This window comes from Paracoccus maritimus, from assembly GCF_025195095.1.
Taxonomy (GTDB): domain Bacteria; phylum Pseudomonadota; class Alphaproteobacteria; order Rhodobacterales; family Rhodobacteraceae; genus Paracoccus; species Paracoccus maritimus.
On sequence record NZ_JANAVZ010000009.1, the window covers coordinates 63,405 to 83,793 of the forward strand.

Annotated in this window: 21 protein-coding genes; 10 read left to right on the forward strand and 11 right to left on the reverse strand. The window is 65.2% G+C overall.

Features of this window, described 5'->3' with window-relative positions; all coding sequences use genetic code 11:
- Nucleotides 1–723, forward strand: coding sequence for a hypothetical protein (locus MU516_RS15125; RefSeq protein ID WP_209057752.1), 723 nt, complete (start codon nucleotides 1–3; stop codon nucleotides 721–723).
- Here MU516_RS15125 and MU516_RS15130 read toward each other — a convergent pair.
- The 5 genes from MU516_RS15130 to MU516_RS15150 all read right to left on the reverse strand — a co-directional run bounded on the left by MU516_RS15130 (nucleotide 720) and on the right by MU516_RS15150 (nucleotide 6,355).
- Nucleotides 720–2,639, reverse strand: coding sequence for an AfsR/SARP family transcriptional regulator (locus tag MU516_RS15130; RefSeq protein ID WP_260278114.1), 1,920 nt, complete (start codon nucleotides 2,637–2,639; stop codon nucleotides 720–722). The genes MU516_RS15125 and MU516_RS15130 overlap by 4 nt on opposite strands.
- A gap of 126 nt (nucleotides 2,640–2,765) precedes the next feature.
- Nucleotides 2,766–3,605, reverse strand: coding sequence for a metal ABC transporter permease (locus MU516_RS15135; protein ID WP_260278115.1), 840 nt, complete (start codon nucleotides 3,603–3,605; stop codon nucleotides 2,766–2,768).
- Nucleotides 3,605–4,468: a metal ABC transporter permease gene (locus tag MU516_RS15140; protein ID WP_260278116.1), complete on the reverse strand. Its 864-nt coding sequence runs from the start codon at nucleotides 4,466–4,468 to the stop codon at nucleotides 3,605–3,607. The genes MU516_RS15135 and MU516_RS15140 overlap by 1 nt, the downstream gene beginning before the upstream one ends.
- Nucleotides 4,465–5,364 (reverse strand): manganese/iron ABC transporter ATP-binding protein, encoded by a 900-nt coding sequence (locus tag MU516_RS15145; protein ID WP_260278117.1) that lies wholly within the window; start codon nucleotides 5,362–5,364, stop codon nucleotides 4,465–4,467. Before MU516_RS15145 ends, MU516_RS15140 begins: the two co-directional genes overlap by 4 nt.
- A gap of 88 nt (nucleotides 5,365–5,452) precedes the next feature.
- Nucleotides 5,453–6,355, reverse strand: a complete 903-nt coding sequence (locus MU516_RS15150) for a metal ABC transporter substrate-binding protein (RefSeq protein WP_260278118.1) — start codon at nucleotides 6,353–6,355, stop codon at nucleotides 5,453–5,455.
- Nucleotides 6,356–6,594: 239 nt separating this feature from the next.
- Here MU516_RS15150 and MU516_RS15155 point away from each other — a divergent pair, with 239 nt between their 5' ends.
- A complete protein-coding gene (locus MU516_RS15155; RefSeq protein WP_209057759.1) occupies nucleotides 6,595–7,014 on the forward strand; it encodes a Fur family transcriptional regulator in 420 nt (139 codons plus the stop codon).
- A gap of 16 nt (nucleotides 7,015–7,030) precedes the next feature.
- Here the strand turns inward: MU516_RS15155 and MU516_RS15160 are convergent, their stop codons facing one another.
- Entirely contained in the window at nucleotides 7,031–7,669 is a 639-nt protein-coding gene (locus MU516_RS15160) for a TetR/AcrR family transcriptional regulator (RefSeq protein ID WP_260278119.1), read from the reverse strand.
- 142 nt (nucleotides 7,670–7,811) lie between these two features.
- Here MU516_RS15160 and hpbA point away from each other — a divergent pair, with 142 nt between their 5' ends.
- Nucleotides 7,812–9,848 carry an N-methyl-L-proline N-demethylase HpbA gene (gene hpbA, locus MU516_RS15165; RefSeq protein WP_260278120.1) on the forward strand — a complete coding sequence of 679 codons (2,037 nt, stop codon included), beginning with the start codon at nucleotides 7,812–7,814 and terminating at the stop codon, nucleotides 9,846–9,848.
- A gap of 63 nt (nucleotides 9,849–9,911) precedes the next feature.
- On the opposite strand, the gene MU516_RS15170 is transcribed toward hpbA, so the two are convergent.
- Nucleotides 9,912–10,829, reverse strand: coding sequence for a zinc-ribbon domain-containing protein (locus MU516_RS15170; RefSeq protein ID WP_260278121.1), 918 nt, complete (start codon nucleotides 10,827–10,829; stop codon nucleotides 9,912–9,914).
- A 96-nt stretch (nucleotides 10,830–10,925) separates the two neighbouring features.
- Between MU516_RS15170 and MU516_RS15175 the strand changes: the two genes are divergently transcribed.
- From MU516_RS15175 to MU516_RS15185, 3 genes are read left to right on the forward strand one after another with little or no spacing between them, the layout of a single operon-like run.
- Complete coding sequence (locus tag MU516_RS15175; RefSeq protein WP_209057764.1) at nucleotides 10,926–11,600, forward strand: cell division ATP-binding protein FtsE; 675 nt, start codon at nucleotides 10,926–10,928, stop codon at nucleotides 11,598–11,600.
- Complete coding sequence (locus MU516_RS15180) at nucleotides 11,597–12,526, forward strand: cell division protein FtsX (RefSeq protein ID WP_260278122.1); 930 nt, start codon at nucleotides 11,597–11,599, stop codon at nucleotides 12,524–12,526. The genes MU516_RS15175 and MU516_RS15180 overlap by 4 nt, the downstream gene beginning before the upstream one ends.
- Entirely contained in the window at nucleotides 12,523–13,305 is a 783-nt protein-coding gene (locus MU516_RS15185; RefSeq protein WP_260278123.1) for a lysophospholipid acyltransferase family protein, read from the forward strand. Before MU516_RS15180 ends, MU516_RS15185 begins: the two co-directional genes overlap by 4 nt.
- A gap of 211 nt (nucleotides 13,306–13,516) precedes the next feature.
- Here the strand turns inward: MU516_RS15185 and MU516_RS15190 are convergent, their stop codons facing one another.
- The 4 genes from MU516_RS15190 to MU516_RS15205 all read right to left on the reverse strand — a co-directional run bounded on the left by MU516_RS15190 (nucleotide 13,517) and on the right by MU516_RS15205 (nucleotide 17,732).
- On the reverse strand, nucleotides 13,517–14,788 hold the full coding sequence (locus MU516_RS15190) for an MFS transporter (RefSeq protein ID WP_260278124.1): 1,272 nt from the start codon (nucleotides 14,786–14,788) through the stop codon (nucleotides 13,517–13,519).
- Nucleotides 14,789–14,929: 141 nt separating this feature from the next.
- A complete protein-coding gene (locus tag MU516_RS15195) occupies nucleotides 14,930–15,889 on the reverse strand; it encodes an acetyl-CoA carboxylase carboxyltransferase subunit alpha (RefSeq protein ID WP_260278125.1) in 960 nt (319 codons plus the stop codon).
- 116 nt (nucleotides 15,890–16,005) lie between these two features.
- Complete coding sequence (locus MU516_RS15200) at nucleotides 16,006–16,551, reverse strand: L,D-transpeptidase family protein (RefSeq protein WP_260278126.1); 546 nt, start codon at nucleotides 16,549–16,551, stop codon at nucleotides 16,006–16,008.
- On the reverse strand, nucleotides 16,548–17,732 hold the full coding sequence (locus MU516_RS15205) for a MalY/PatB family protein (protein WP_260278127.1): 1,185 nt from the start codon (nucleotides 17,730–17,732) through the stop codon (nucleotides 16,548–16,550). The genes MU516_RS15200 and MU516_RS15205 overlap by 4 nt, the downstream gene beginning before the upstream one ends.
- Nucleotides 17,733–17,809: 77 nt before the next feature.
- Between MU516_RS15205 and def (MU516_RS15210) the strand changes: the two genes are divergently transcribed.
- From def (MU516_RS15210) to fmt, 4 genes are all read left to right on the forward strand, one after another.
- Nucleotides 17,810–18,331, forward strand: a complete 522-nt coding sequence (gene def / locus MU516_RS15210) for a peptide deformylase (RefSeq protein WP_260278128.1) — start codon at nucleotides 17,810–17,812, stop codon at nucleotides 18,329–18,331.
- Complete coding sequence (locus tag MU516_RS15215; protein ID WP_260278129.1) at nucleotides 18,324–18,839, forward strand: peptide deformylase; 516 nt, start codon at nucleotides 18,324–18,326, stop codon at nucleotides 18,837–18,839. Before def (MU516_RS15210) ends, MU516_RS15215 begins: the two co-directional genes overlap by 8 nt.
- Nucleotides 18,836–19,339 carry a peptide deformylase gene (gene def, locus MU516_RS15220; RefSeq protein WP_260278130.1) on the forward strand — a complete coding sequence of 168 codons (504 nt, stop codon included), beginning with the start codon at nucleotides 18,836–18,838 and terminating at the stop codon, nucleotides 19,337–19,339. Before MU516_RS15215 ends, def (MU516_RS15220) begins: the two co-directional genes overlap by 4 nt.
- 97 nt (nucleotides 19,340–19,436) lie before the next feature.
- Complete coding sequence (gene fmt / locus MU516_RS15225; RefSeq protein WP_260278131.1) at nucleotides 19,437–20,330, forward strand: methionyl-tRNA formyltransferase; 894 nt, start codon at nucleotides 19,437–19,439, stop codon at nucleotides 20,328–20,330.
- Nucleotides 20,331–20,389: the final 59 nt, after the last annotated feature.

The window sequence follows — 20,389 nt, forward strand, 5'->3', positions numbered from 1 at the left end:
ATGAGTGACAGCAAGTATGTGATCGTTGGCTCCGAGGTCGATCAGGCCGAATATTTCCTGCACGACGACGGACGCATCGACCGGGACAAAGGCGCCGACGGCCAGCCGCTGAACGTCGAATTTGTCGGCAAGCTGATGGTCGATCTGTCCCGTCGCGGTCCCGAGAACGTCTCGGAAGCCGAACTGATGGAGCTGGAAGATCAACTGAAATATGCGTTGACCGTTCAGGATTTCTCGGTTCGGACCGGCAATGCACCGCTGTCGGACAGCGAACGTCAGCAGATCCTTGACCGGACCCGCGTCAAGATCCAGTTCGAGCCGCGCTATCGGCTGGATGGTCATGCCGACCGCAATATCCGCCTGCTGATCGTGCCGTGCGACGAGACGCTGGACGTCGCGGACAAGCTGATCAGGTCGCAGGGGGATTCGAAGGGCTTCCGCCCGCCGCTGTCCTACGAGATGGACAAGGCCTTGCTTATGGCCAGCCTGAAATCCGAACTGGTCGAGATCGCGCGCGAGTTCGCGGCCAAGGGGGTGCCGGGATGGACCCAGGACATGCAGGCCGCGCTGGAAACCCACATGTCTGACGCGGTGGATGCCCGGTGCACCTTCCGTGACCCGACGGGCGCACCGCTGGATGACGTGAAGAACGAGATCATGGGCAGCCCGGTCAGGGCATTTCATCGCTCGGTCGGGATCTACGCCACGAACGCCTGCCGCTAGCGGCGCGTTGTGCAGGCCTCGAAGATCTTCGTTGTCGTTGAACAAAGATCCCGATAGGTGTCGTCGTCGCGCAGCGGAAAGCAGTTCACGAACCAGTCAACGATGCTGTCGTTGTCGGCCGCCGTGGCAGCGTGCCAGCCATTGCGGACGGTGATCAGGTGCTGGTCGAAGAACTTCATGGCCTCGTTCTGCCGGCCCAGTTTCCACAATGCCAGGCTGTGCCATCCGTCGCTGATGGTCGGCATGACCCCCGCGCCCTGTTCGAATTCGGCAACCGAGGTGGCATAGTCCTGCAGCAGATAGTGGACCATCGCGATATAGATGCGATGAAAGGGTTTCAGGACGGCATCGTGCTGGCGCGCTTCTGCGACCAGCCCGCGTGCCCTATCCGGATTGCCCGAAAACGCGAAACCCAGCGCGCAAGACGCAAGCGTCAGCGGATTGCTGCGATTGAGATTCAGCGCCTGTTCAAAGTGGAATTCCGCCAGCCCGAAGGCGCGCTTGTGGCAATAGCACCAGCCGACCACCCGATGCGCGCGGGTATCCAGCGGATCGACGGTTACCGCCATGTTGGCATGATGCAAGGCGCGGGACTTGACCTCTTCGGTCTGTCGCGTGCCGGGCAGCAGGATATGCCTGACATTCAGCGCACCGGCCAGTTCCGCGTGAGCGGGACCGAAATCAGGCGCGGCGCGCGTGATCTCGTCCAGCATTTCCAGGGCCTCGCCCTCGGTCTCGGGGGACCATGTATCCAGCAGTGTCTGCGCCTTCAGCCAGCGGTCATAGATCGCCAGCCCGGAATCAGACAGTGAACGGTCCGACACCGCAACCGACAGGGCGCTGGCCAGATTTGCCAGCAGCAGGCGGACCTTGGCTTCCCAGTCGGTTTCGGGACTGTCGATCACCTCGGACCACAGCAACTGGCTTTCCCTGACCGTCTGGACATCGGCGAAAAGCTGATACCGACCCAGCGCGAAGACCGGCCGCAGCTTGACCATGATGGTCGCGGGTTCGGCGCTGTCGTCGTCCAGCACGCGCCATTCCCGGAACCGCCCCATCCGCATCCGCAGATCGGCATACAACACCGTGGCAAAACCGCGCATTTCGTCGGGGATCGGCTGGGGCGATGGCAGCAGATTGACCGCGATGCTGACCTCGGGCCGTCGCGACACGGCCCTGACAGGGGCGGGCAGGGGTGTCGGGTTCAGCTTGATCGCGGCCAGTAACTCGATCGTCTCGGCCTCGGGTTCCTGATCGAAATCCTCGTCCAGATATCGATACAGAAGATCATAGCGTTCGATCGCCCGCGTGGCGTGGCCGCTGTGCCAGTCCAGGTTCATCAGCAGGCGCACCGCGGTTTCGTTGGCGGGTTCCAGTTCCACCGCCAGTTCCGCCGGTTGGCGCAGCGCCGACAACTGCGATGTCTCGGCCCCGGCCAGCAGTTCATCCAGTGCGGTGCGGATTGTCGCGGAAAGCCCCGAACGGGTGATCGCAAGCCAACTGTCGAAAGATCCGCTGATGCCTTCCAGCTGCGTGGTATAGGCCAGCAATTCACGGATGCTGCTGGCTGCATCCGCGTCCCAGGCCTGGGCCAGGACGGTTTGCCTGAAATGGTCCTTCAGCGTTACCCGTCCGGCATGCTGGTCGGACAGGACGAGCGAGACCTGTCCGATCTCGGTTTTCAGCGTCAGCCCGCAATCCGGGGGCATGTCGCGGCGGATCTGCCGCACGGCCTGACGATAGGATGCGGCCGCGCGGGTCGCCTCGGCGTCCTGCCACAGCAGGTCAACCACCTTCTCGGCCCGATGCGAGGTGTTGAAGTCGTTGGCCAGAAAGAAACAAAGCGCCTTCGCCTTGCGAGACCGTATCGCCGACAGGGTCTCTAGCAGTGCTGGGAATGGCGAAACATCAGTCATGGTACGGGCATTCGGTTCCGGCTTTGGACGGGCCGACGCTGAAGCGGTCAGGCGTCCTTGTCCAGACAGTATAAACCCATTCGCCAAATCCGCCGCGCTTCTGTTACCTGGAAACGCGTCTTGGGATCAGTCCGGCGCGGCGGCAGAGACCCGGCGCTGATGATTCAGCCGGCGGATGAAGGCCATCAGGAAGATCGCCGTCAGGATCAGCACCACCGTTGGCGCAGGCGCGCTGTCGATGTGAAAGCTTGCATAGACCCCGGCCAGCATCGCGCCCATGCAGACGACGACCGACACCGCCAGCATCCGGCCAAAGCTGCGGGTCAGCAGAAAGGCGATGGCGCCCGGCGCAATCAGCAGTCCGACCGCAAGGATAAGCCCCGTCGCCGACATCGTCGCCACGATCGTCAGCGACAGGATGGTCAGCAGGCCGTAATGCAGAAGATTGACGGGCAGGCCCGAAGCGCGCGCCTGTGCCGGATCGAAGGCGTGCAGCATCAGATCCTTCCATTTCAGCAGCAATGCGCCCGATACGGGAATCGCGATCAGCAGCGAGGTCCAGATGTCGCCGGCGCCGACGCCCAGCATGTTTCCGAAAAGGATGTGGTCAAGATGCACGTCGGACGAGATCGACGTATATATCACAATGCCCAGACCGAACATGCCCGAGAAGACCACCCCCATCACCGTATCCTGCTTGACCCGGCTGTTTTCGGCCAGATAACCGGTCGCCAACGCCGTGACCATCCCGGCCGCAAAGGCGCCAAGGATCAACGGAAACCCCAGGATATATGCCAGAACGATACCCGGCAGCACGGCATGGCTGACCGCGTCGCCCATCAGCGCCCAGCCCTTCAGGACCAGAAAGCACGACAGCAGCGCGGTCGGTACGGACACGATCGCGGCGATCAGGAATGCCTTCTGCATGAAGGCGAACTGGAACGGCAGCAGGATCTGCTCGGACATCACGCCGCTCCTTCCGAGGCGATGGCGGCCCGCGCCTTGGCCCTTGCCGCCAGCAGGCCGTGCTTCGGCGCCCAGATGAAGGTCGCAAGAAAGATCAGCGTTTGCAGAACCACGATGATCCCGCCGGTCGCCCCGTCCAGAAAATAGGACAGATAGGCGCCGAGGAAACTTGTGATCGCCCCGATCGCGACGGACAGGGCGATCAGCCGGGGAAAGCGGTCGCACAGCAGATAGGCCGTCGCGCCTGGCGTCACCACCATGGCGATCACCAGGAACGCGCCCACCGTCTGCATCGCGGCCACGACGCTGGCGGACAGCAGGACAAAGAACACTGCCTTCAGCAGCCGAGGCCGCAGACCGATCGACCGTGCATGGCTTTCGTCGAAGAAAACGACCATCAGATCCTTCCACTTGGCCAGCAGCACCGCCAGTGACAGGAAGCCGATCAGGGCAAGTTGCAGCGTGTCCTCGGGCGTGATCGCAAGAATGTTGCCCATGGTGATCGTCTGGACGGATACCGACATCGGATTGACCGAGACCATGAACAGGCCCAGGCCGAAGAATGAGGTGAAGATCAGGCCGATCACCACATCGACCTTCAGTCCGGACCGGTCGGACATGAACAGCATCGCCGCCGCCGCAAGCCCGCCGGACAGAAAGGCGCCGACCGCGAAGGGCAGGCCAAGCATATAGGCGCCGGCGACGCCCGGCACCACCGAATGGGACAGGGCGTCGCCGATCAGCGACCAGCCTTTCAGCATCAGATAGCTGGACAGGAACGCGCAGACCCCGCCGACAAGCGCTGATACCCACATCGCGTTCGTCATGTAGCCGTAGGAAAAGGGCTCCAGCAGCACGTTCATTCGGGCGCTCCGCGGGTCTGTGTCTGGTCCCCGTAATGAACAAGCGGGCGTTCATCGTCGCTGAAGATGGTCACGTTGCGGGCGTCCTGATCTTCGTGCAGCGCGTCGCCGCCAAGTGTGAAATGGCGCAGCACACCACCGAACGCGGCCTCGAGATTGGCGCGGGTGAAGGTGGTCTGGGTCGGGCCGTAGCTCAGCACCGTGCCCTTGACCAGCACGACCCGGTCGCAGAATTCGGGGACCGATCCAAGATTATGGGTCGAGACCAGCATCACCCGCCCCTCGGCCCGTAATTCGCGCAGCAAGGCGATGATCTGGTCCTCGGTCTTGACGTCGACGCCGGTGAACGGCTCGTCCAGCAGGATCACCTGCCCATCCTGGGCAAGCGCACGTGCAAGGAAGACGCGCTTTTTCTGCCCGCCTGACAATTCGCCGATCTGGCGATGGCGGAATTCCTGCATGTTGACCCGCCGCAGGGCGGTGTCCACCGCCAGATGGTCGGCCCGCGAGGGACGACGCAGAAAGCCCATATGGCCATAACGCCCCATCATCACCACATCCTCGACCAGAACCGGGAAGGACCAGTCCACCTCCTCGGCCTGCGGGACATAGGCGACAAGGTTGCGCTTCAGCGCATCCTTGATCGACATGCCCAGCACGCGGATATCGCCCTTGGCCACCGTGACAAAGCCCATCAGCGCCTTGAACAGCGTGGACTTGCCGGCGCCGTTGACGCCGACCAGCGCGGTGATCGTTCCTTTCGGAATGCCGAAGCTGGCGCTGCGCAGTGCGGTATGTCCGTTGCGATATGTTACGGTGACGTCACGCGCGCTGATCCCGCCACTGGGATCGGCCTGCGGCTGGTCCGCCGTGGAGGTGATGCCTTCCTGGTGCATTTCTGCTCGCTTTCTGTCGGATGGCGTACTGGCCCGCTCTGCCTTGACGCCCTGACGCATATCGGCGGGGCAGGCGGTGCTGCGGGGGTCAATCCGCTGTGTCGGTCAATCCCTTGGCAACGGTATCCGTCGTCACACGCAGCAGATCAAGATACGAGGGCACCGGGCCATCCGGCTGGGACAGGCTGTCCACGTAAAGTTCCCCACCGTAGCGCGCTCCGGTTTCCCGCGCGATCTGCTGTGCCGGAGCGGTGTTGACGGTGCTTTCGCAGAACACGGCGGGAATCTCGTGTTCGCGAACGCCGTCGATCACATCGCGCACCTGCCGGGGCGTGCCCATCTGGTCCGAGTTCATCGGCCAAAGATACAGCTCCTGCAGTCCAAGATCGCGGGCCAGATAGCTGAAGGCCCCTTCGCAGGTCACCAGCCAGCGCTGAGCCTCGGGGATCTTGGCGATTTCGGCCTTTAGTGGTTCCAGCGTGCTGCGCAGCTGTTCCTTGTAGGCCTGCGCGTTGGTTCTGTAGGTCTCGGCATTTTCGGGATCCTGACCGGCAAAGGCGGTGGCGATGTTGTCGATATAGATCATCGCGTTCTCAAGACCCATCCAGGCATGAGGGTTCGGCTTGCCCTCATAGGTGCCGGCCGCGATCGGGATGGGGTCGATGCCGTCGGTCAGTGTTGCCGAGGGCACGTCACCCAGATTGGAGATGAATTGCTCGAACCACAGTTCAAGGTTCATGCCGTTCAACAGGATCAGGTCCGCGCCCTGTGCGCGGACGATGTCCTGCGGGGTGGGTTCATAGCCGTGGATTTCAGCGCCGGGCTTGGTGATCGACACGACGTCGGCGGCATTGCCTGCGACCTGGCTGGCCATGTCTGCCAGAACAGTGAACGTGGTCACCACCTTCATCCGATCTTCGGCGACTGCCGGTCCGGCGACCAACACCGTCGCGGCGACCGTTGCAAGCAGGCGTGAGAACGTGTCTGGCATATGCGCTTTCCTTTGCTGATCGCGTCGCGGATGGCCCGTGTCGGGACCTCGCGGGCCTGACTTAGTTGCAAGTGATTTGCAGATGGACATAACATGCCTTTGCCGCAGTTCAAGTGCAATCTGTTTGCATCTGGCGCGGGGCGCGCCGCGTGACGACCCATGTCAGTCATGCTAGACAGACGCTTCGCCGTCCTAACAACGCGCCTCGAGCGGAGCGGAAGCCGACAGGGGTTCAGACCATGACCAGAAGCGAAAGTCGCAATCTGATGCAACGATGCCGCGAGGCAGGCTTGCGGCTGACCGGCCCACGACAGGCAATCCTGAAAGTGCTGGCCGAATCGGACGATCATCCGGATGTCGAGGAGCTGCACCGTCGTGTGGTCGAGATCGAACCCGGCATCAATCTTGCGACGGTCTATCGAACGGTGAACACGCTGGCGGAACATCGGTTGGTCGAAAAGCACAGCTTTGCAGATGGCAGGGCGCGATACGAGGCGGCACCGCCGACCCATCACGATCACTTCATCAATGTCGAGACCGGCGAGGTGGTCGAGTTCCGGTCCGATGAGATCGAACGTCTGCAGCAGAAGATCGCGCAGGAATTCGGTTTTCAGATCGTCAGCCACCGGCTGGACATCTACGTGAAACCCCAGGACTGACGGTGCGCGGGCCGGATCAGCCCGGCAACCGGCCTCTGTCCTGAACCCTTGCGCTGAAGCGGGCGATCTCGCGCGGTTCGGCACGGCGGCCGGTAAAGATCTGAACATAGATCGGAATGCGTGCAAGGCGTGTGGGCAGATCCTCGCGCGCCTGCATCGAGATATATCCGATCTGGGTCAGATATATCGTCCGGGCGCGGATATCGGCGTCATCGTCCGCGTGACCCCATCGCATCAGCATGTCGCTCAACGCCGCCAGCCGCGCCCCGTCGGCAGCCTCGGTGCGGTTTGCGACCGCAGGATCCTGCAGGGCCCAACTGCGAACCGCAAATTCCAGCCTTGCGTCGAAATCGCCAGCCAGGAAACAGGCCAGCACGTTCAGCATCGCCTCGGTCGGGGTTTCGGCATAGTCTGATGTGGCCTTGAACAGCGGGGCGGTCGTCCTGTCTTCCCAGCCGTCGATCAGTGCGGCCAGAAGTGCCTCGCGATCCTGAAAGAACCAGTAGAAGCTTGTTCGCGACAGGCCAAGCTGCTTTGCCAGAGGCTGGATCTTCACGGCGTCGATGCCGCCTTCTAGCAATGCCTGATAGCCGGCCTCCAGCCAGCCTTGGCGCGACCCGCGCCATCCCGTGTCCGCATCCACCCGGTTCTTCATCCCGATCCTGTAGCGGGCGACCGGGCCTCTGGCAACTGAAATGTCCGCAGGTGCGCAGGAAATGTTCATCAGTGATTTATTAATTGACATAAGTGAACATTTTATGTTTCTGGAAGCCGGTTCCACCGGCAAGAGGCAGGCCATGTCCAATGATCCCCTTCTTCAGCCCTACCGGCTGAAGCATCTGACGCTTCGCAACCGGATCATGATCACCAGCCATGAACCGGCCTATCCCGAGGACGGGATGCCCAAGGACCGCTATCGCGCGTATCATGTCGAACGTGCCAGGGCCGGGGTGGCGCTGACCATGACCGCCGGTTCGGCGTCGGTGTCGCGCGACAGCCCGCCTGTCTTCAACAATATCCTCGCCTGGAAGGATGAGGTGGTCGGCTGGATGAAGCAGCTGGCCGACGAGTGCCACGATCATGGCTGTGCCGTGATGATCCAGCTGACCCATCTTGGCCGTCGGACGCGCTGGGACAAGGCCGATTGGTTGCCGGTCGTGTCACCGGGCCACGAACGCGAAGCCGCGCACCGGGCATTTCCCAAGAAGATGGAAGACTGGGACATCGCCCGCATCATCGAGGACTATGCCGACGCCGCGGAACGCATGCAGGCGGCGGGCCTCGACGGGATCGAACTGCAGGCCTATGGCCACCTGATGGATCAGTTCTGGTCGCCACTGACCAACGATCTTGATGGCCCCTATGGCGGCAGCCTGGACAACCGGCTGCGCTTCACCTTCGACATCCTGCGCCGCATTCGCGAACGCTGCGGTGACGAATTCATCGTCGGCCTGCGCTATACCGGAGACGAGGATCTGCCGGGCGGATTGACCATCCAGGACGGGTTGTCGATTTCCCGCAAGCTGAAAGACAGTGGGCTGGTCGATTTCCTGAATGTCGTGAAGGGTCACATCGACACCGATCCGGGCCTGACGGACGTGATTCCGATCCAGGGGATGCGCAATGCGCCACATCTGGATTTCGCGGGAAGGATCCGCGCGGAAACGCAGTTTCCCACCTTTCATGCCGCCAAGATCCCCGATGTGGCCACGGCGCGCCATGCGATTGCCTCGGGCAAGCTGGACATGGTCGGCATGACCCGCGCCCACATGGCCGACCCGCATCTGGTGCGCAAGGTCATCGAGGGGCGCGAGGATGATATCCGGCCTTGTGTCGGTGCCAATTATTGCCTTGACCGCATCTATCAGGGCGGCATGGCGTTCTGCATCCACAACCCTGCCACTGGGCGCGAACAGACCCTGCCTCAGACGATCCAGTCAGCCGCGCGCGGCCGTCGCATCACCATCGTCGGCGCCGGACCTGCGGGGATGGAGGCCGCGCGCGTCGCCGCCGAGCGCGGGCACGAGGTGACGGTCTTCGAGGCGGCGGACCAGCCCGGTGGCCAGATCCGCCTGACCGCGCAGCAGGAACGCCGCCGCGAAATGATCTCGATCATCGCGTGGCGGATGGCGCAATGCGAAAAACACGGCGTGAGGTTTCATTTCAACAGCTTCGCCGATGCGGACACCGTGCTGAAGACCCGTCCCGACGACGTGATCATCGCCACGGGCGGCCTGCCGCATACCGAGGTGCTGCGCGATGGCAACGATCTGGTCTGTTCGGCCTGGGACATCCTGTCGGGCGACGTCAAGCCGGGCGCGAACGTGCTGATCTTTGACGATGCGGGCGACCACGCGGGCCTGCAGGCGGCCGACCTGATCGCCGCTACCGGTGCAAGCGTCGAGATCGTGACCCCGGATCGCAGCTTCGCGCCCGAGGTCATGGCGATGAACCTTGTGCCCTACATGCGCAGCCTGCAACGGCGCGATGCGACCTTCACCGTCACCTGGCGGCTGATGTCGGTTGCGCGCGACGGCAACCTGTTGCGCGCGACGCTTGGCAGCGACTATGGCGACATGACCCGAGATCGGCTGGTCGATCAGGTTGTGGTCAATCACGGCACCCGGCCGCTTGACGACATCTATTTCGACCTGAAGCCCTTATCCTCGAATCTGGGCGAGGTGGATTACGAGGCGTTGACTGGTGGCGCTCCGCAATCCGTGACGCGCAACTCTGACGGGCGGTTCCGACTGTTCCGGATCGGCGATGCGGTGGCTGCCCGAAATACACACGCGGCAATCCACGACGCGCTGCGGTTGGTCAAGGATCTGTGACGGTCGGCGTGCCGGGAAGCAGGGCTTTCCGGCGCGTGCACGATATCGTTTCCGCCCTTCGGGTCAGCGGATCAATGATTGCAGCCAGATCCGGCCCTGATCGACCGATTCCCGGAACAGCGACAATGCGTCCCCCAGTGCACCGGCGTCGGCCATGCCCGGCGCCAGCAGATACAGCGCCAGCCCTATCGCGGCAATCATCGCGGCAAGGCCGAAGCCGGTTCCGTAACCGCCAGCGGCAGGCATCGTCGGGGCCTTTGGCGTGTCCGTGGCGGCGGCGGGGGAATGCGTTGTCGGCAGGTCCAGTTCGGCAGCCGGATCGGGCTGTGGCGCGGGGGCGCCGACCAGCGCCCTTGTCGCACCGGCCGGGACAACTGGCTTCGGTTCCTCGGGGATGTCGGGCTGCGACCGGTGCGGAAGCGCGATGCGAGGGGGCTGCATCGCCTCGCTTCGGCGCGGTTGCGATTGGGAAGCCCGTTTGCGCGGCACCGAGCTGCGTGGCGAAGCGTCCCCATCGCCTTGCACGGTGACGGTGGTCGCGGGCCAATCGGGTTCGGTTTGGGCGATTTTCGCGATGGGCCGTTCCGCGGTGGGGGGCGACATGTTTTCTGACCCGCCTGTTTCGGCCATGCGGGCGCGTCGTTCGTGTTCGACCTCGTCGCGCAGAATGTTCAGCACGCTTTCCGGGACGCGACGACTTAGCGGCTTGGGATCCTGCGGATCTGAGTCCGCTTCGTCCCGACCGCCCTCGCGACGGACGGTGGCGCCAGGTCCGAACGCCACGGTATAGGACATCCTTACGGGCTTGGCCGGTTCGCGCCCGTTACCGGCGCCGGCAACGCGTGCCGGTCCGGACTGCGACGCAAACCAGAGCCGACCGCAGGCCGCGCATTCGACTTCGCGGCCTTTCTCGGGGATCGCCGAGGACGGCAGCCGGTATTCCGCGGCGCAGCCCGGACAGATCAACGTTATTTCAGCCATGCCGACCCTCGCATTCGTCTGTGTGCTGTTTTATCAAGCGCGGGTCCGGCTTCCAAGCGGCCGGCGAACGATCCCGCAACAAAAAGGGGGTGGCGCTTGATCGAGATGCAGGAAGTCGGCTTCGGCTATCACGGAGGCTCTGATCTGTTGTCGAACATGACGCTCAGCCTGCAGCCGGGAATGTTCCATTTCCTGACCGGGCCGTCTGGCGCGGGCAAGACGACGCTGCTGCGCCTGTGCTACGCCGATCTGCTGCCACGTTCGGGGCAGATGGGTGTTTTCGGCCAGGATCTGCGGGGGCTGGGGCGCGACGACATCGCGATGCTGCGGCGCCGGGTCGGCGTGGTGCATCAGGATCCGCAGTTCCTGGACCATCTGCCGGTGGCCGAAAACGTCGCTATGCCGCTGACCGTATCGGGGCAGGCGGTGGATATGGAGGCGTTGCGCGATCTTCTGGGATGGGTGCAACTGTCGCAGCAGGCGCGGGCGTTGCCGCCTTCGCTGTCGGGCGGCGAACGGCAGCGCGCGGCGCTGGCCCGGGCGGTGATCCTGTCGCCCGATCTGGTGCTGGCGGACGAGCCGACCGGCAACCTGGACTGGGACATGTCGATGCGGCTGATGCAGTTGCTGATCGAACTGAACAAATCGGGCAAGACCGTTCTGGTGGCGACCCATGACCTGAACCTGATCCGCGCCACCAAGGCGCAGGTGGCGGCGCGGGTTCTGCGGATCGCGGGCGGAACCTTGCACTTGGCGGGGGCGGATCTGTGATGCGACGGGATTTCAGGGCGCTGAACCTGCGGGCCTTCTGGCAGGGGCTGCTGCGCAGCGATGGCGGCAAGGGCGACCGAATTGTCCCCCCGACCGGTTACACGGCGCAATTGACGCTGTTCGCGGCGGGGGCGATGGCGTTTCTTGCGGTCTTCGCGCTGGCGCTGGCGCTGGCGACCGGGCGGCTGGCGGATCGCTGGTCCTCGCAACTGGCGCAGTCGGTCACGGTGCGCGTCAGCGCGCCCGCCGCCGAACAGGACGCGCGGACCCAGGCGGTCATGCAGATCCTGCAGACGACACCCGGCGCCGGCACGCCGCATCTGATGCCCGAGGACGAGGTCGCGCAGCTTCTTGCGCCGTGGTTCGGCCCCGACATGCCGGTGGATGCGCTGCCGGTTCCGTCGCTGATCGACCTGCCGATCGACAACGGCGAATTCGATTCCGATGGGCTGCGGCTGCGCCTTGAGGCCGAGGCGCCGGGCGCGGTGCTGGACGATCACACGCAGTGGCGACGCCCGCTGGTTTCGGCGGCCAACCGGCTGCGGGTTCTTGGGGTGATTTCGCTGTTGCTGATCGCGGCGGCGTCTGCGGCGATGATCACGCTGGCCGCAAAGGCGGCACTGGCCGCGAACGGGCAGGTGATCCGCGTGCTGCGTCTGATCGGGGCGCGGGACATCACCATCGCGACGGCCTTCGTGCGCCGGTTCACCCACCGGGCCGCGATCGGCGGGGCGGTGGGAACGCTGTTCGGGATGGCTGCGGTTGCGGTGCTGCCCGACATGGATGCCGCTGGCGGCTTCCTGACCGGGCTGGGATTTCAGGGCTGGGGCTGGCTTCTGCCGCTGCTGATCCCCGTGACCGCCGCCGGGGTCGGTTTCTTCGCAACCAGGTGGGCCGCACTGAAGATGCTGGGGGCGGTCAGATGAGCGCGCGTTCGACGTCTCCCGTGCCCGGCAGACTGGGGCCATGGCAGTATCTGCAGAACGCGATCTACTATCTGCATGTCGGCGTAGCGACACTGTTGATCGGCCTGTGCGGACTGCCCTTCGTGGCGGTGCGTGGCCGGCAGGCCGCGAATACCGTGGCGACGCGCTGGATCGGTTATATGCTGTGGGCGGCGCGTCTGCATCTGGGTGTCACCTGCGAGGTGCGCGGAACACCCCCGACGGACGATTGCATCGTCGCGGCCAAGCATCAGTGTTTCCTTGATATTCTGGTCATCGCCCATGCTCTGCCGCGGCGCGCCTTCATCATGAAGCGCGAGGTGATGCGGGTGCCCGTGATGGGCTGGTATGCCTGGAAGGTCGGCTGCATTCCGATTGACCGGTCACGCGGCCGGGATGCGCTGCGCGCGATCTCGACCGAGGTGAACGGCCGCATCGCCTCGGCCGAGGGGTTGGGCCAGCTTATCATCTATCCCGAGGGCACGCGGACGCGGCCGGGCGAGCGGCGCGACTACAAGCACGGCACCGGAACGCTGCGTGCCGCAACGGGGCTGCGCGTGGTGCCGGTGGCGGTCAATACCGGGCTGTTCTGGCCGCGCAAGGGCTGGGGCGTCAGGCCGGGACGTGCGGTGGTCGAGTTTCTGCCGGTGATCGAACCGGACATGCCGCGACAGGCCTTCATGCCGCGGCTTCAGGCCGAGATCGAGGTGAATTCCGACCGCCTGATGGCCGAGGCCGGTTTCCGGCAGGACGCGACCTGATCCACAGTCCTTGTGGGGGACGTGTTGCGCGCAACATCTGCGTGCGTTGCGTGATGCCGCCGATCGGGACGATGTGTCGAAAATGCCGGGAAATGCTGGGAATTGCGCCTCACACAGCGTGCACCGCGGCGGCACAGGCCGTGCACAGCGTGTACACAGCTCGCGCGCGGTGGGCGTTGCGTGGCGTCATCAACCGGGCGATGGCCCGCCGTCACGTCGCGTCGGCGGGCTGAGTGTCAGAGCCAGCCTCGGCCTGTTCGGCGGCCCAGACGCCTGCGGCCTCGACCGCGACCGATGAGGTGGTGGGCAGGACGCCCAGATAGCTTTCGGTCTGATCGGCGGGCAGGGTCGTGCTTTGCGTCATGCGATACAGCGCATAAACGGCAATCGCCGCGAACAGCGATCCCATTGCGGGCCAGAAGGCGAACGGTCCGAACCGTTGCATCGCCCAGCCCGCGACCATCGGACCGGCGATGGCACCCAGCCCAAAGGTGAAGACCAGCCCGCCCGAGGCGGCGGGCATGTCCTCGACCGGCAGCGAATCGTTGGTATAGGCCAGAAACAGCGCATAAAGCGGCGTCGTCACCCCGCCTGCCAGAAACGCCGCCGCCATCAGAGCCCACAGCCCGCCCCCGGCAATCCAGGCCAGGGCGCAGGATGAGGCCCCCAGAAGCGCCGCGCCGAAGATCAGCCGCCGGCGATCCATGCGGTCCGACAACCAGCCGATCGGGTATTGCAGCAGCAGCGCGCCGGCAAACAGCATCGCCACGAACAGCGCGATGCGCGCCGCCGACATGCCGATCTGCGTGCCGAACACCGCGCCCATCCCGGATTGCGTCGCATAGACCGCGCCAAGCAGGAAGATCCCCACTGTGCCCAGGGGCGAGGCGCGGAACAGGCCGCGCAGCGACATCGGACGGGCGACATCGACCACCGGTGCGGGCGTCACCGACAGCAGGATCGGCGCGAACGAGATCGACACCAGGATCGAGGCGCCGATAAACAGGACCGAGGTTCCGGCGTCGCCAAGTGTCAGTAGGCCCTGCGCGCCGATGATCCCCAGCGTCTGCGCGATCATGTAGGCCGACAGCACCTTGCCGCGCGTCTCGTTCGTGGCGGCGGCGTTCAGCCAGCTTTCGGCAGCGACATAGATCCCCGACATGCAGAACCCGACCAGCAGGCGCAGCAGCGTCCAGGCCCATGGTTCGGTCAGCAGGGGAAAGGCGATCAGACCGGCGGACATGAAACTGCCCAGTGCCGCGAAGACCCGCACATGACCTACGCGCCGGATCATCCGTGGAGTGATTCGCGCGCCCGACAGGAAGCCCGCGAAATAGCCCGATGTGACGACGGCCAGTTCGACCGACGAGAACCCCTCGATCCCACCGCGCAGGCCGATCAGCGTGAAATGCATGCCGTTGCCCAGCATGATCAGCACGATCCCGACAAGCAGCGCCCAGACGCCGGACAGGACATGAATCATGGATTTCCCCCTCGCGCGCGTGGTGCGTTGCGGGGACAGAGTTAGCTGCGGTCGCGCGCAGGTCTGGCGATTTTGCGTCCTTGCCGGGCCTGTTTGCGACAAAGCTGCCGCATCAGGGCGCGAGGCAAGGACATAATCGGATCAGGCCAGCGATCTGGACCCCATAGACAGGAATTTCTGGCGGCGGTCCTTGATCAGATCGGCGGGTTTCTTGCCCGACAGATCCTTCAGCATCGCGGCAATTTCGGTGCCGACGGCCTGAATCGCGGCCTTGCTGTCGCGCTGCGCGCCGCCAAGCGGTTCGGCGATGACGCGGTCGATGATACCCAGCTTCTTCAGATCCTGCGCGGTCAGCCGCAGCGCCTCGGCCGCGTCGCGCATCTTGTCGGCGTCCTTCCACAGGATCGAGGCGCAGCCCTCGGGCGAGATCACCGAATAGATCGAATGTTCCAGCATCGCGATCCGGTTCGCGGTGGCAAAGGCCACGGCGCCGCCCGATCCGCCCTCGCCGATGATCACGCTGACCAGCGGCACGCCGATATCCAGGCATTTCTGGGTGCAGCGGGCGATCGCCTCGCTTTGCCCGCGTTCCTCGGCGCCCTTGCCGGGATAGGCGCCAGGCGTGTCCACCAGCGTGATCACCGGCAGGCCGAACCGGTGCGCCATGTCCATCAGCCGGATCGCCTTGCGATACCCTTCGGGCCGGGCCATGCCGAAATTGTGGTGGATGCGGGACTTGGTATCGTTGCCCTTCTCGTGGCCGATCACCACGCAGGGTTCATCGTTGAAGCGCGCCAGCCCGCCCATCACCGCATGGTCGTCACCAAAGGCGCGGTCGCCGGCCAGGGGCGTGTATTCCGAGAACAGCGCGTCGATATAGTTGCGGCAATGCGGCCGGTCGGGGTGGCGGGCCACCTGGGTCTTTCGCCACGGGTCCAGATTCTTGTAGAGATCCTTCAGCAGGTCGCCTGCCTTCTTGTCCAGCGCGACGGCCTCTTTCTCGACATCGACGGCGTTCTCGGACTTGCGGGCCATGGCGCGCAGTTCCTCGGCCTTGCCTTCCATGTCGGCCAGCGGCTTTTCGAAATCCAGATAGACCATGCGCGGGGGCTCCGGGGCTGTTGGCGTTCCGGCCCCTATATGAGCGGGGACGCGTCGGAATGCAACGCGGGCCGCACGCGAGCGGGTATTTGGGCAAAGAAGAAGGGGGGCAGCGATCAGGGCAGGATCTCGACCGGGGTGCCGATCGCGGTGGCGGCGAACACCTCGCGGATCTGCGGATCGGCGATGGCGATGCAGCCGGCGGTCCAGTCGCCGCCCAGAACCTCGCCGTCCGGGCGCTGGTTCGGTTGGCCGTGGATCATGATGTCGCCGCCGGGATCGACGCCCTGACGGGCCGCCCGGGCGCGGTCCTGCGGGCGTGGGTAATCAAGGCCGAGCGACAGGTGATAGGCGCTGGCGGCGTTGCGGCGGTCGACCCGAAACAGCCCTTCGGGGGTCTTGCCGTCGCCTTGCTGGCGTTTGTCGCCGACCGGCGCGAAGCCAAGCGCGATCCGGTAGGTTTTCAGTGGCTGCCCGTCGCGGAAGACGGTCATGCGCCGGGCCGATTTCCGGATCTCGATGCGGTCCACCGGGCCGGTCAACGCGGCGCTGTCGGGCGGGGGTGGGGTGACGACCGGCTGCTGCGGGGCCAGCATCAGCCAGCCGGCCCAGATCAGCAAGACCAGCGTCAGCCCCGAGAACAGCCGCGCCAGCTGCCTCATTGCAGGTCGGCGAAGGCGTCCTGCAGCCGCGCCACGGCCTCGACCACGCGGGTGCGCGGCGTGGCGAGGTTGAAGCGCAGGAAGCTGTCGCCGCCGACACCGAAGCTGGTGCCGTGATTGGCCGCGATCCGGGCGGATTTTTCCACGCGCGCGGTGAATTCGGCGGTGCTCATCCCGGTGCCAGAGAAATCGACCCATGACAGATAGGTGGCCTGCAGCGGCATCGAGGTCACGCCGGGAATGGCGTTCACCCCGTCGTCGAAAAGCCGCCTGTTGCCGTCGAGATAGTCGACCAGCGCATCCACCCATGCAGCGCCTTCGGGCGAATAGGCGGCGGCGACCATATCCATGCCCAGAAAGCCGGGCGAGACGCCGCGCGCCATCAGCGCCGCCTTGAACCTGGCGCGCAAATCGTCGTCGGCGATGATCGCATTGCCGATATGGGCGCCCGCGATGTTGAAGGTCTTGGTGGCGGCGGTCAGGGTCACCAGCCGGTCGCGGATCTCGGGGACGACGGTGGCGATCATCCGGTGCCTGTGACCCGGCATGACCAGATCGGCGTGGATGTCGTCGGACACCAGAATCAGGTCGTGGCGGGTGCAGAAATCGGCGACATCGCGCAGCTCTTCCTCGGTCCAGACGCGCCCGCCGGGATTATGCGGCGAACACAGGATCAGCATTCGTTCGCTGCCGTTCAGCATGGTTTCCCAGCGCGACCAGTCCATCCGGTAACCACCGTCCCGGATGGCCAGCGGCAGTTCCACCAGTTCACGTCCGGCAGCCCGGATCACCCGCCCGAACGCATGATAGACGGGCGACATGACGATGACGCCGTCGCCGGGCTGCGTATAGGCGTCCAGCGCCATCGCCACGCCGTTGACGAGGCCCGAGGCGGTCAGGATCCAGCCCTGGTCGATTTTCCAGCCGTGGCGGTGTTCCATCCACCAGGCGATTGCCTCATGATACGGTGCGTTGCTGCCGGGATAGCCGTAGACGCCGTGCCGTGCCGCGTCCTCGACCGCGCGCTGGACGGACCGGGGCGGACGGAAATCCATGTCTGCGACCCACATCGCCAGCCCCCCTTCGTCAGGGCAGACGCCATATGCGCCCTGCATGTCGTCCCATTTCGAGCAATGCGTGCCGATGCGGTCGATGACCTCGTCGAAATCGGGTTGTGTCATGGCGGGCCTCGTCATTGTTGCGGGTTCTCAATACGCCGCTTGTTGCGTCAGGTGAAGCCATCGCCTAAATCGCTGTCATGAGCCTGCGTCAGATCCTGATCCATCCCGACCCGCGTCTGAAGAAGATGTGTGAGCCCGTCGCCCGAGTCACGCCCGAGATCGAGGCGCTGGCCGATGACATGCTGGCCACCATGTACGATGCGCCGGGTGTCGGATTGGCCGCGCCGCAGGTCGGCGTCATGTCGCGGATCTTCGTGATGGACGCCACCCGCGACCCCGAAGCCGAGCGCCGGCCAATGGTGCTGATCAATCCCGAGATCGCGTGGTCGTCGGACGATCTGAACACCTATGACGAGGGCTGCCTGTCGATCCCCGATCAATATGCCGATGTGACCCGGCCCGCAGAGGTCCGGATGCGCTGGCTGGGGCTGGACGGCAAGACCCACGAGGAAGATTTCGACGGCCTGTGGGCGACCTGCGCCCAGCACGAGCTGGACCATCTGAACGGCGTTCTGTTCATCGATCACCTGTCCGCGATCAAGCGCCAGATGATCACCCGCAAGATGGTCAAGCTTAAGCGCGAGCGGGCGCGTGGCTGATCGCGCAACCCCGATCCTGCCGCGACCTGCGCTGCCCAAGGCGCTTGCGGGTGGCGATGTGCGGCGCATCCTGATCCATCCCGACCCGATGCTGCGCGACATCTCGCAGCCGGCGGGCTATATGCCCGGGCCCGAACTGCACCGGCTGGCCAGGGATCTGATGGCCAGCATGTACGAGGCCGGCGGGCGCGGGCTGGCCGCGCCGCAGCTCGGCGTCTTGCGCCGCGTGTTCGTGATGGATGTCGGCTGGAAGGACGGCGCGTCCCGCCCGCTGGTCATGCTGGACCCCGAGATCGTCGCACGATCGGACCGCCACGCGCCGGGCGAAGAGCAATGCCTGTCGATCCCCGGCCAGCCCGTCATGGTGACCCGCCCGGTCGAGATCGTGATGGCCTGGTATGATCTGGACGGCAGCCATCAGCGCGCCGCGCTGGACGGATCGGCGGCGCGCGTTGCCCAACACGAGGCCGACCATCTGGACGGCCGCCTGATCGTGGATTTCCTGTGACCGTCCGTGCCGTCCTGCCCTATTCCGACCGCCGCCTGCACATCCCGGCCGATCCCGTCGGTGAGGTCAACGAGACGTTGCGGATGATCTGGGACGACATGATCGACACGATGGAGGCGATGCCCGGTGTCGGTCTGGCAGCGCCGCAGATCGGAATCATGTTGCGGCTGGCCGTGGTCGATGCTTCGGACAAGCGGGGTCAGGCGGTCCGGATGGCCAATCCGCGTGTCCTGCATGCCAGCATCCAGTCACGCGATCACGAAGAGGCCAGCCCGAATCTGCCCGGTGTGTCCGCGCGGATCAGCCGGCCACGGGCGGTCACGGTCGCGTTCCTGAACGCGGCGGGCGAGACCGAAGAGAGGGATTTCGTCGGGTTGTGGGCGACCAGCGTGCAGCACCAGATCGACCATCTGGACGGGCGGCTGTTCGTGGACCACCTGTCGCCGCTGCGCCGCAAGATGCTGGTGCAGAAAGCTGCGAAGCTTGCCCGCAGGGCCTGATGGGCCGCTGCGTTCGACGCAGGAAACCGTCGCCCACCCCCCGCTGTTCCGCCCGCCGGTCAGATGGGTATCTGGGCAAAATAGGAAGGAGCCAGCGATGCGCGTGATCTTCATGGGAACGCCCGAGTTCTCGGTGCCCGCCTTGCGGGCGGTGGCGGCGGCGCATGATGTCGTCGCCGTCTATTCGCAACCGCCGCGTGCGGCGGGGCGCGGGCAGAAGCCGCGCCCGTCGCCGGTTCATCGCGCGGCCGAGGCGTTGGGGATCGAGGTCCGCACGCCGCTGAAGCTGCGCGAGCCGGTGGAACAGGCCGGGTTCGCGGATCTGGGCGCGGATGTCGCGGTGGTGGTCGCCTATGGGCTGATCCTTCCGCAGCCGGTCTTGGATGCGCCAAGCTTGGGCTGTCTCAACATCCACGCCTCGTTGCTGCCGCGCTGGCGGGGTGCGGCGCCGATCCACCGGGCGGTGATGGCGGGCGATGCCGAAACCGGCGTGGCGATCATGCAGATGCAGGCCGGGCTGGACACCGGGCCGGTGCTGTCCGAGGCGCGCACAGTGATCGGGGCCGAGGACACCACCGGCGATCTGCATGACCGGTTGTCGGTGATGGGCGCCGACCTGATTGCCGACGTGTTGCCCAGGCTGCCGCTGCCGGCTGTCGCGCAGCCCGAGGACGGCGTGACCTACGCCAGCAAGATCGACAAGGCCGAGGCGCGGATCGACTGGGCGCGGCCCGCCGCAGAGGTCGATCGGAAGATTCGTGGCCTGTCACCCGTCCCGGGCGCGTGGTGCGAGATCGCGGGCGAGCGTGTGAAGTTGCTGCGATCGCGGCTGGCTCCGGGCGCCGGCGCGCCGGGCGATGTGCTGGGGGGATTCCGCGTCGCCTGCGGCGATGGCGCGGTCGAGATCACCCAGGCACAGCGACCGGGCAAAAGACCGATGTCGGCGGATGAACTTCTGCGGGGGCTGATCCTGCCGGCGCAACTGGGCTAGGGCGGCGCAGCCGCCCTTCGCGCCCGTCCCGTGGCGGGGGTAACCCCCGCCCGGCGGGC

What these genes read in the sequence shown, in the direction of transcription:
- MU516_RS15125 (WP_209057752.1), top strand. Translation starts at nt 1, where the DNA reads ATGAGTGACAGCAAGTATGTGATCGTTGGCTCCGAGGTCGATCAGGCC.
- MU516_RS15130 (WP_260278114.1), bottom strand. Translation starts at nt 2,639, where the DNA reads ATGACTGATGTTTCGCCATTCCCAGCACTGCTAGAGACCCTGTCGGCG.
- MU516_RS15135 (WP_260278115.1), bottom strand. Translation starts at nt 3,605, where the DNA reads ATGTCCGAGCAGATCCTGCTGCCGTTCCAGTTCGCCTTCATGCAGAAG.
- MU516_RS15140 (WP_260278116.1), bottom strand. Translation starts at nt 4,468, where the DNA reads ATGAACGTGCTGCTGGAGCCCTTTTCCTACGGCTACATGACGAACGCG.
- MU516_RS15145 (WP_260278117.1), bottom strand. Translation starts at nt 5,364, where the DNA reads ATGCACCAGGAAGGCATCACCTCCACGGCGGACCAGCCGCAGGCCGAT.
- MU516_RS15150 (WP_260278118.1), bottom strand. Translation starts at nt 6,355, where the DNA reads ATGCCAGACACGTTCTCACGCCTGCTTGCAACGGTCGCCGCGACGGTG.
- MU516_RS15155 (WP_209057759.1), top strand. Translation starts at nt 6,595, where the DNA reads ATGACCAGAAGCGAAAGTCGCAATCTGATGCAACGATGCCGCGAGGCA.
- MU516_RS15160 (WP_260278119.1), bottom strand. Translation starts at nt 7,669, where the DNA reads ATGAAGAACCGGGTGGATGCGGACACGGGATGGCGCGGGTCGCGCCAA.
- hpbA (WP_260278120.1), top strand. Translation starts at nt 7,812, where the DNA reads ATGTCCAATGATCCCCTTCTTCAGCCCTACCGGCTGAAGCATCTGACG.
- MU516_RS15170 (WP_260278121.1), bottom strand. Translation starts at nt 10,829, where the DNA reads ATGGCTGAAATAACGTTGATCTGTCCGGGCTGCGCCGCGGAATACCGG.
- MU516_RS15185 (WP_260278123.1), top strand. Translation starts at nt 12,523, where the DNA reads ATGAGCGCGCGTTCGACGTCTCCCGTGCCCGGCAGACTGGGGCCATGG.
- MU516_RS15190 (WP_260278124.1), bottom strand. Translation starts at nt 14,788, where the DNA reads ATGATTCATGTCCTGTCCGGCGTCTGGGCGCTGCTTGTCGGGATCGTG.
- MU516_RS15195 (WP_260278125.1), bottom strand. Translation starts at nt 15,889, where the DNA reads ATGGTCTATCTGGATTTCGAAAAGCCGCTGGCCGACATGGAAGGCAAG.
- MU516_RS15200 (WP_260278126.1), bottom strand. Translation starts at nt 16,551, where the DNA reads ATGAGGCAGCTGGCGCGGCTGTTCTCGGGGCTGACGCTGGTCTTGCTG.
- MU516_RS15205 (WP_260278127.1), bottom strand. Translation starts at nt 17,732, where the DNA reads ATGACACAACCCGATTTCGACGAGGTCATCGACCGCATCGGCACGCAT.
- def (WP_260278128.1), top strand. Translation starts at nt 17,810, where the DNA reads ATGAGCCTGCGTCAGATCCTGATCCATCCCGACCCGCGTCTGAAGAAG.
- fmt (WP_260278131.1), top strand. Translation starts at nt 19,437, where the DNA reads ATGCGCGTGATCTTCATGGGAACGCCCGAGTTCTCGGTGCCCGCCTTG.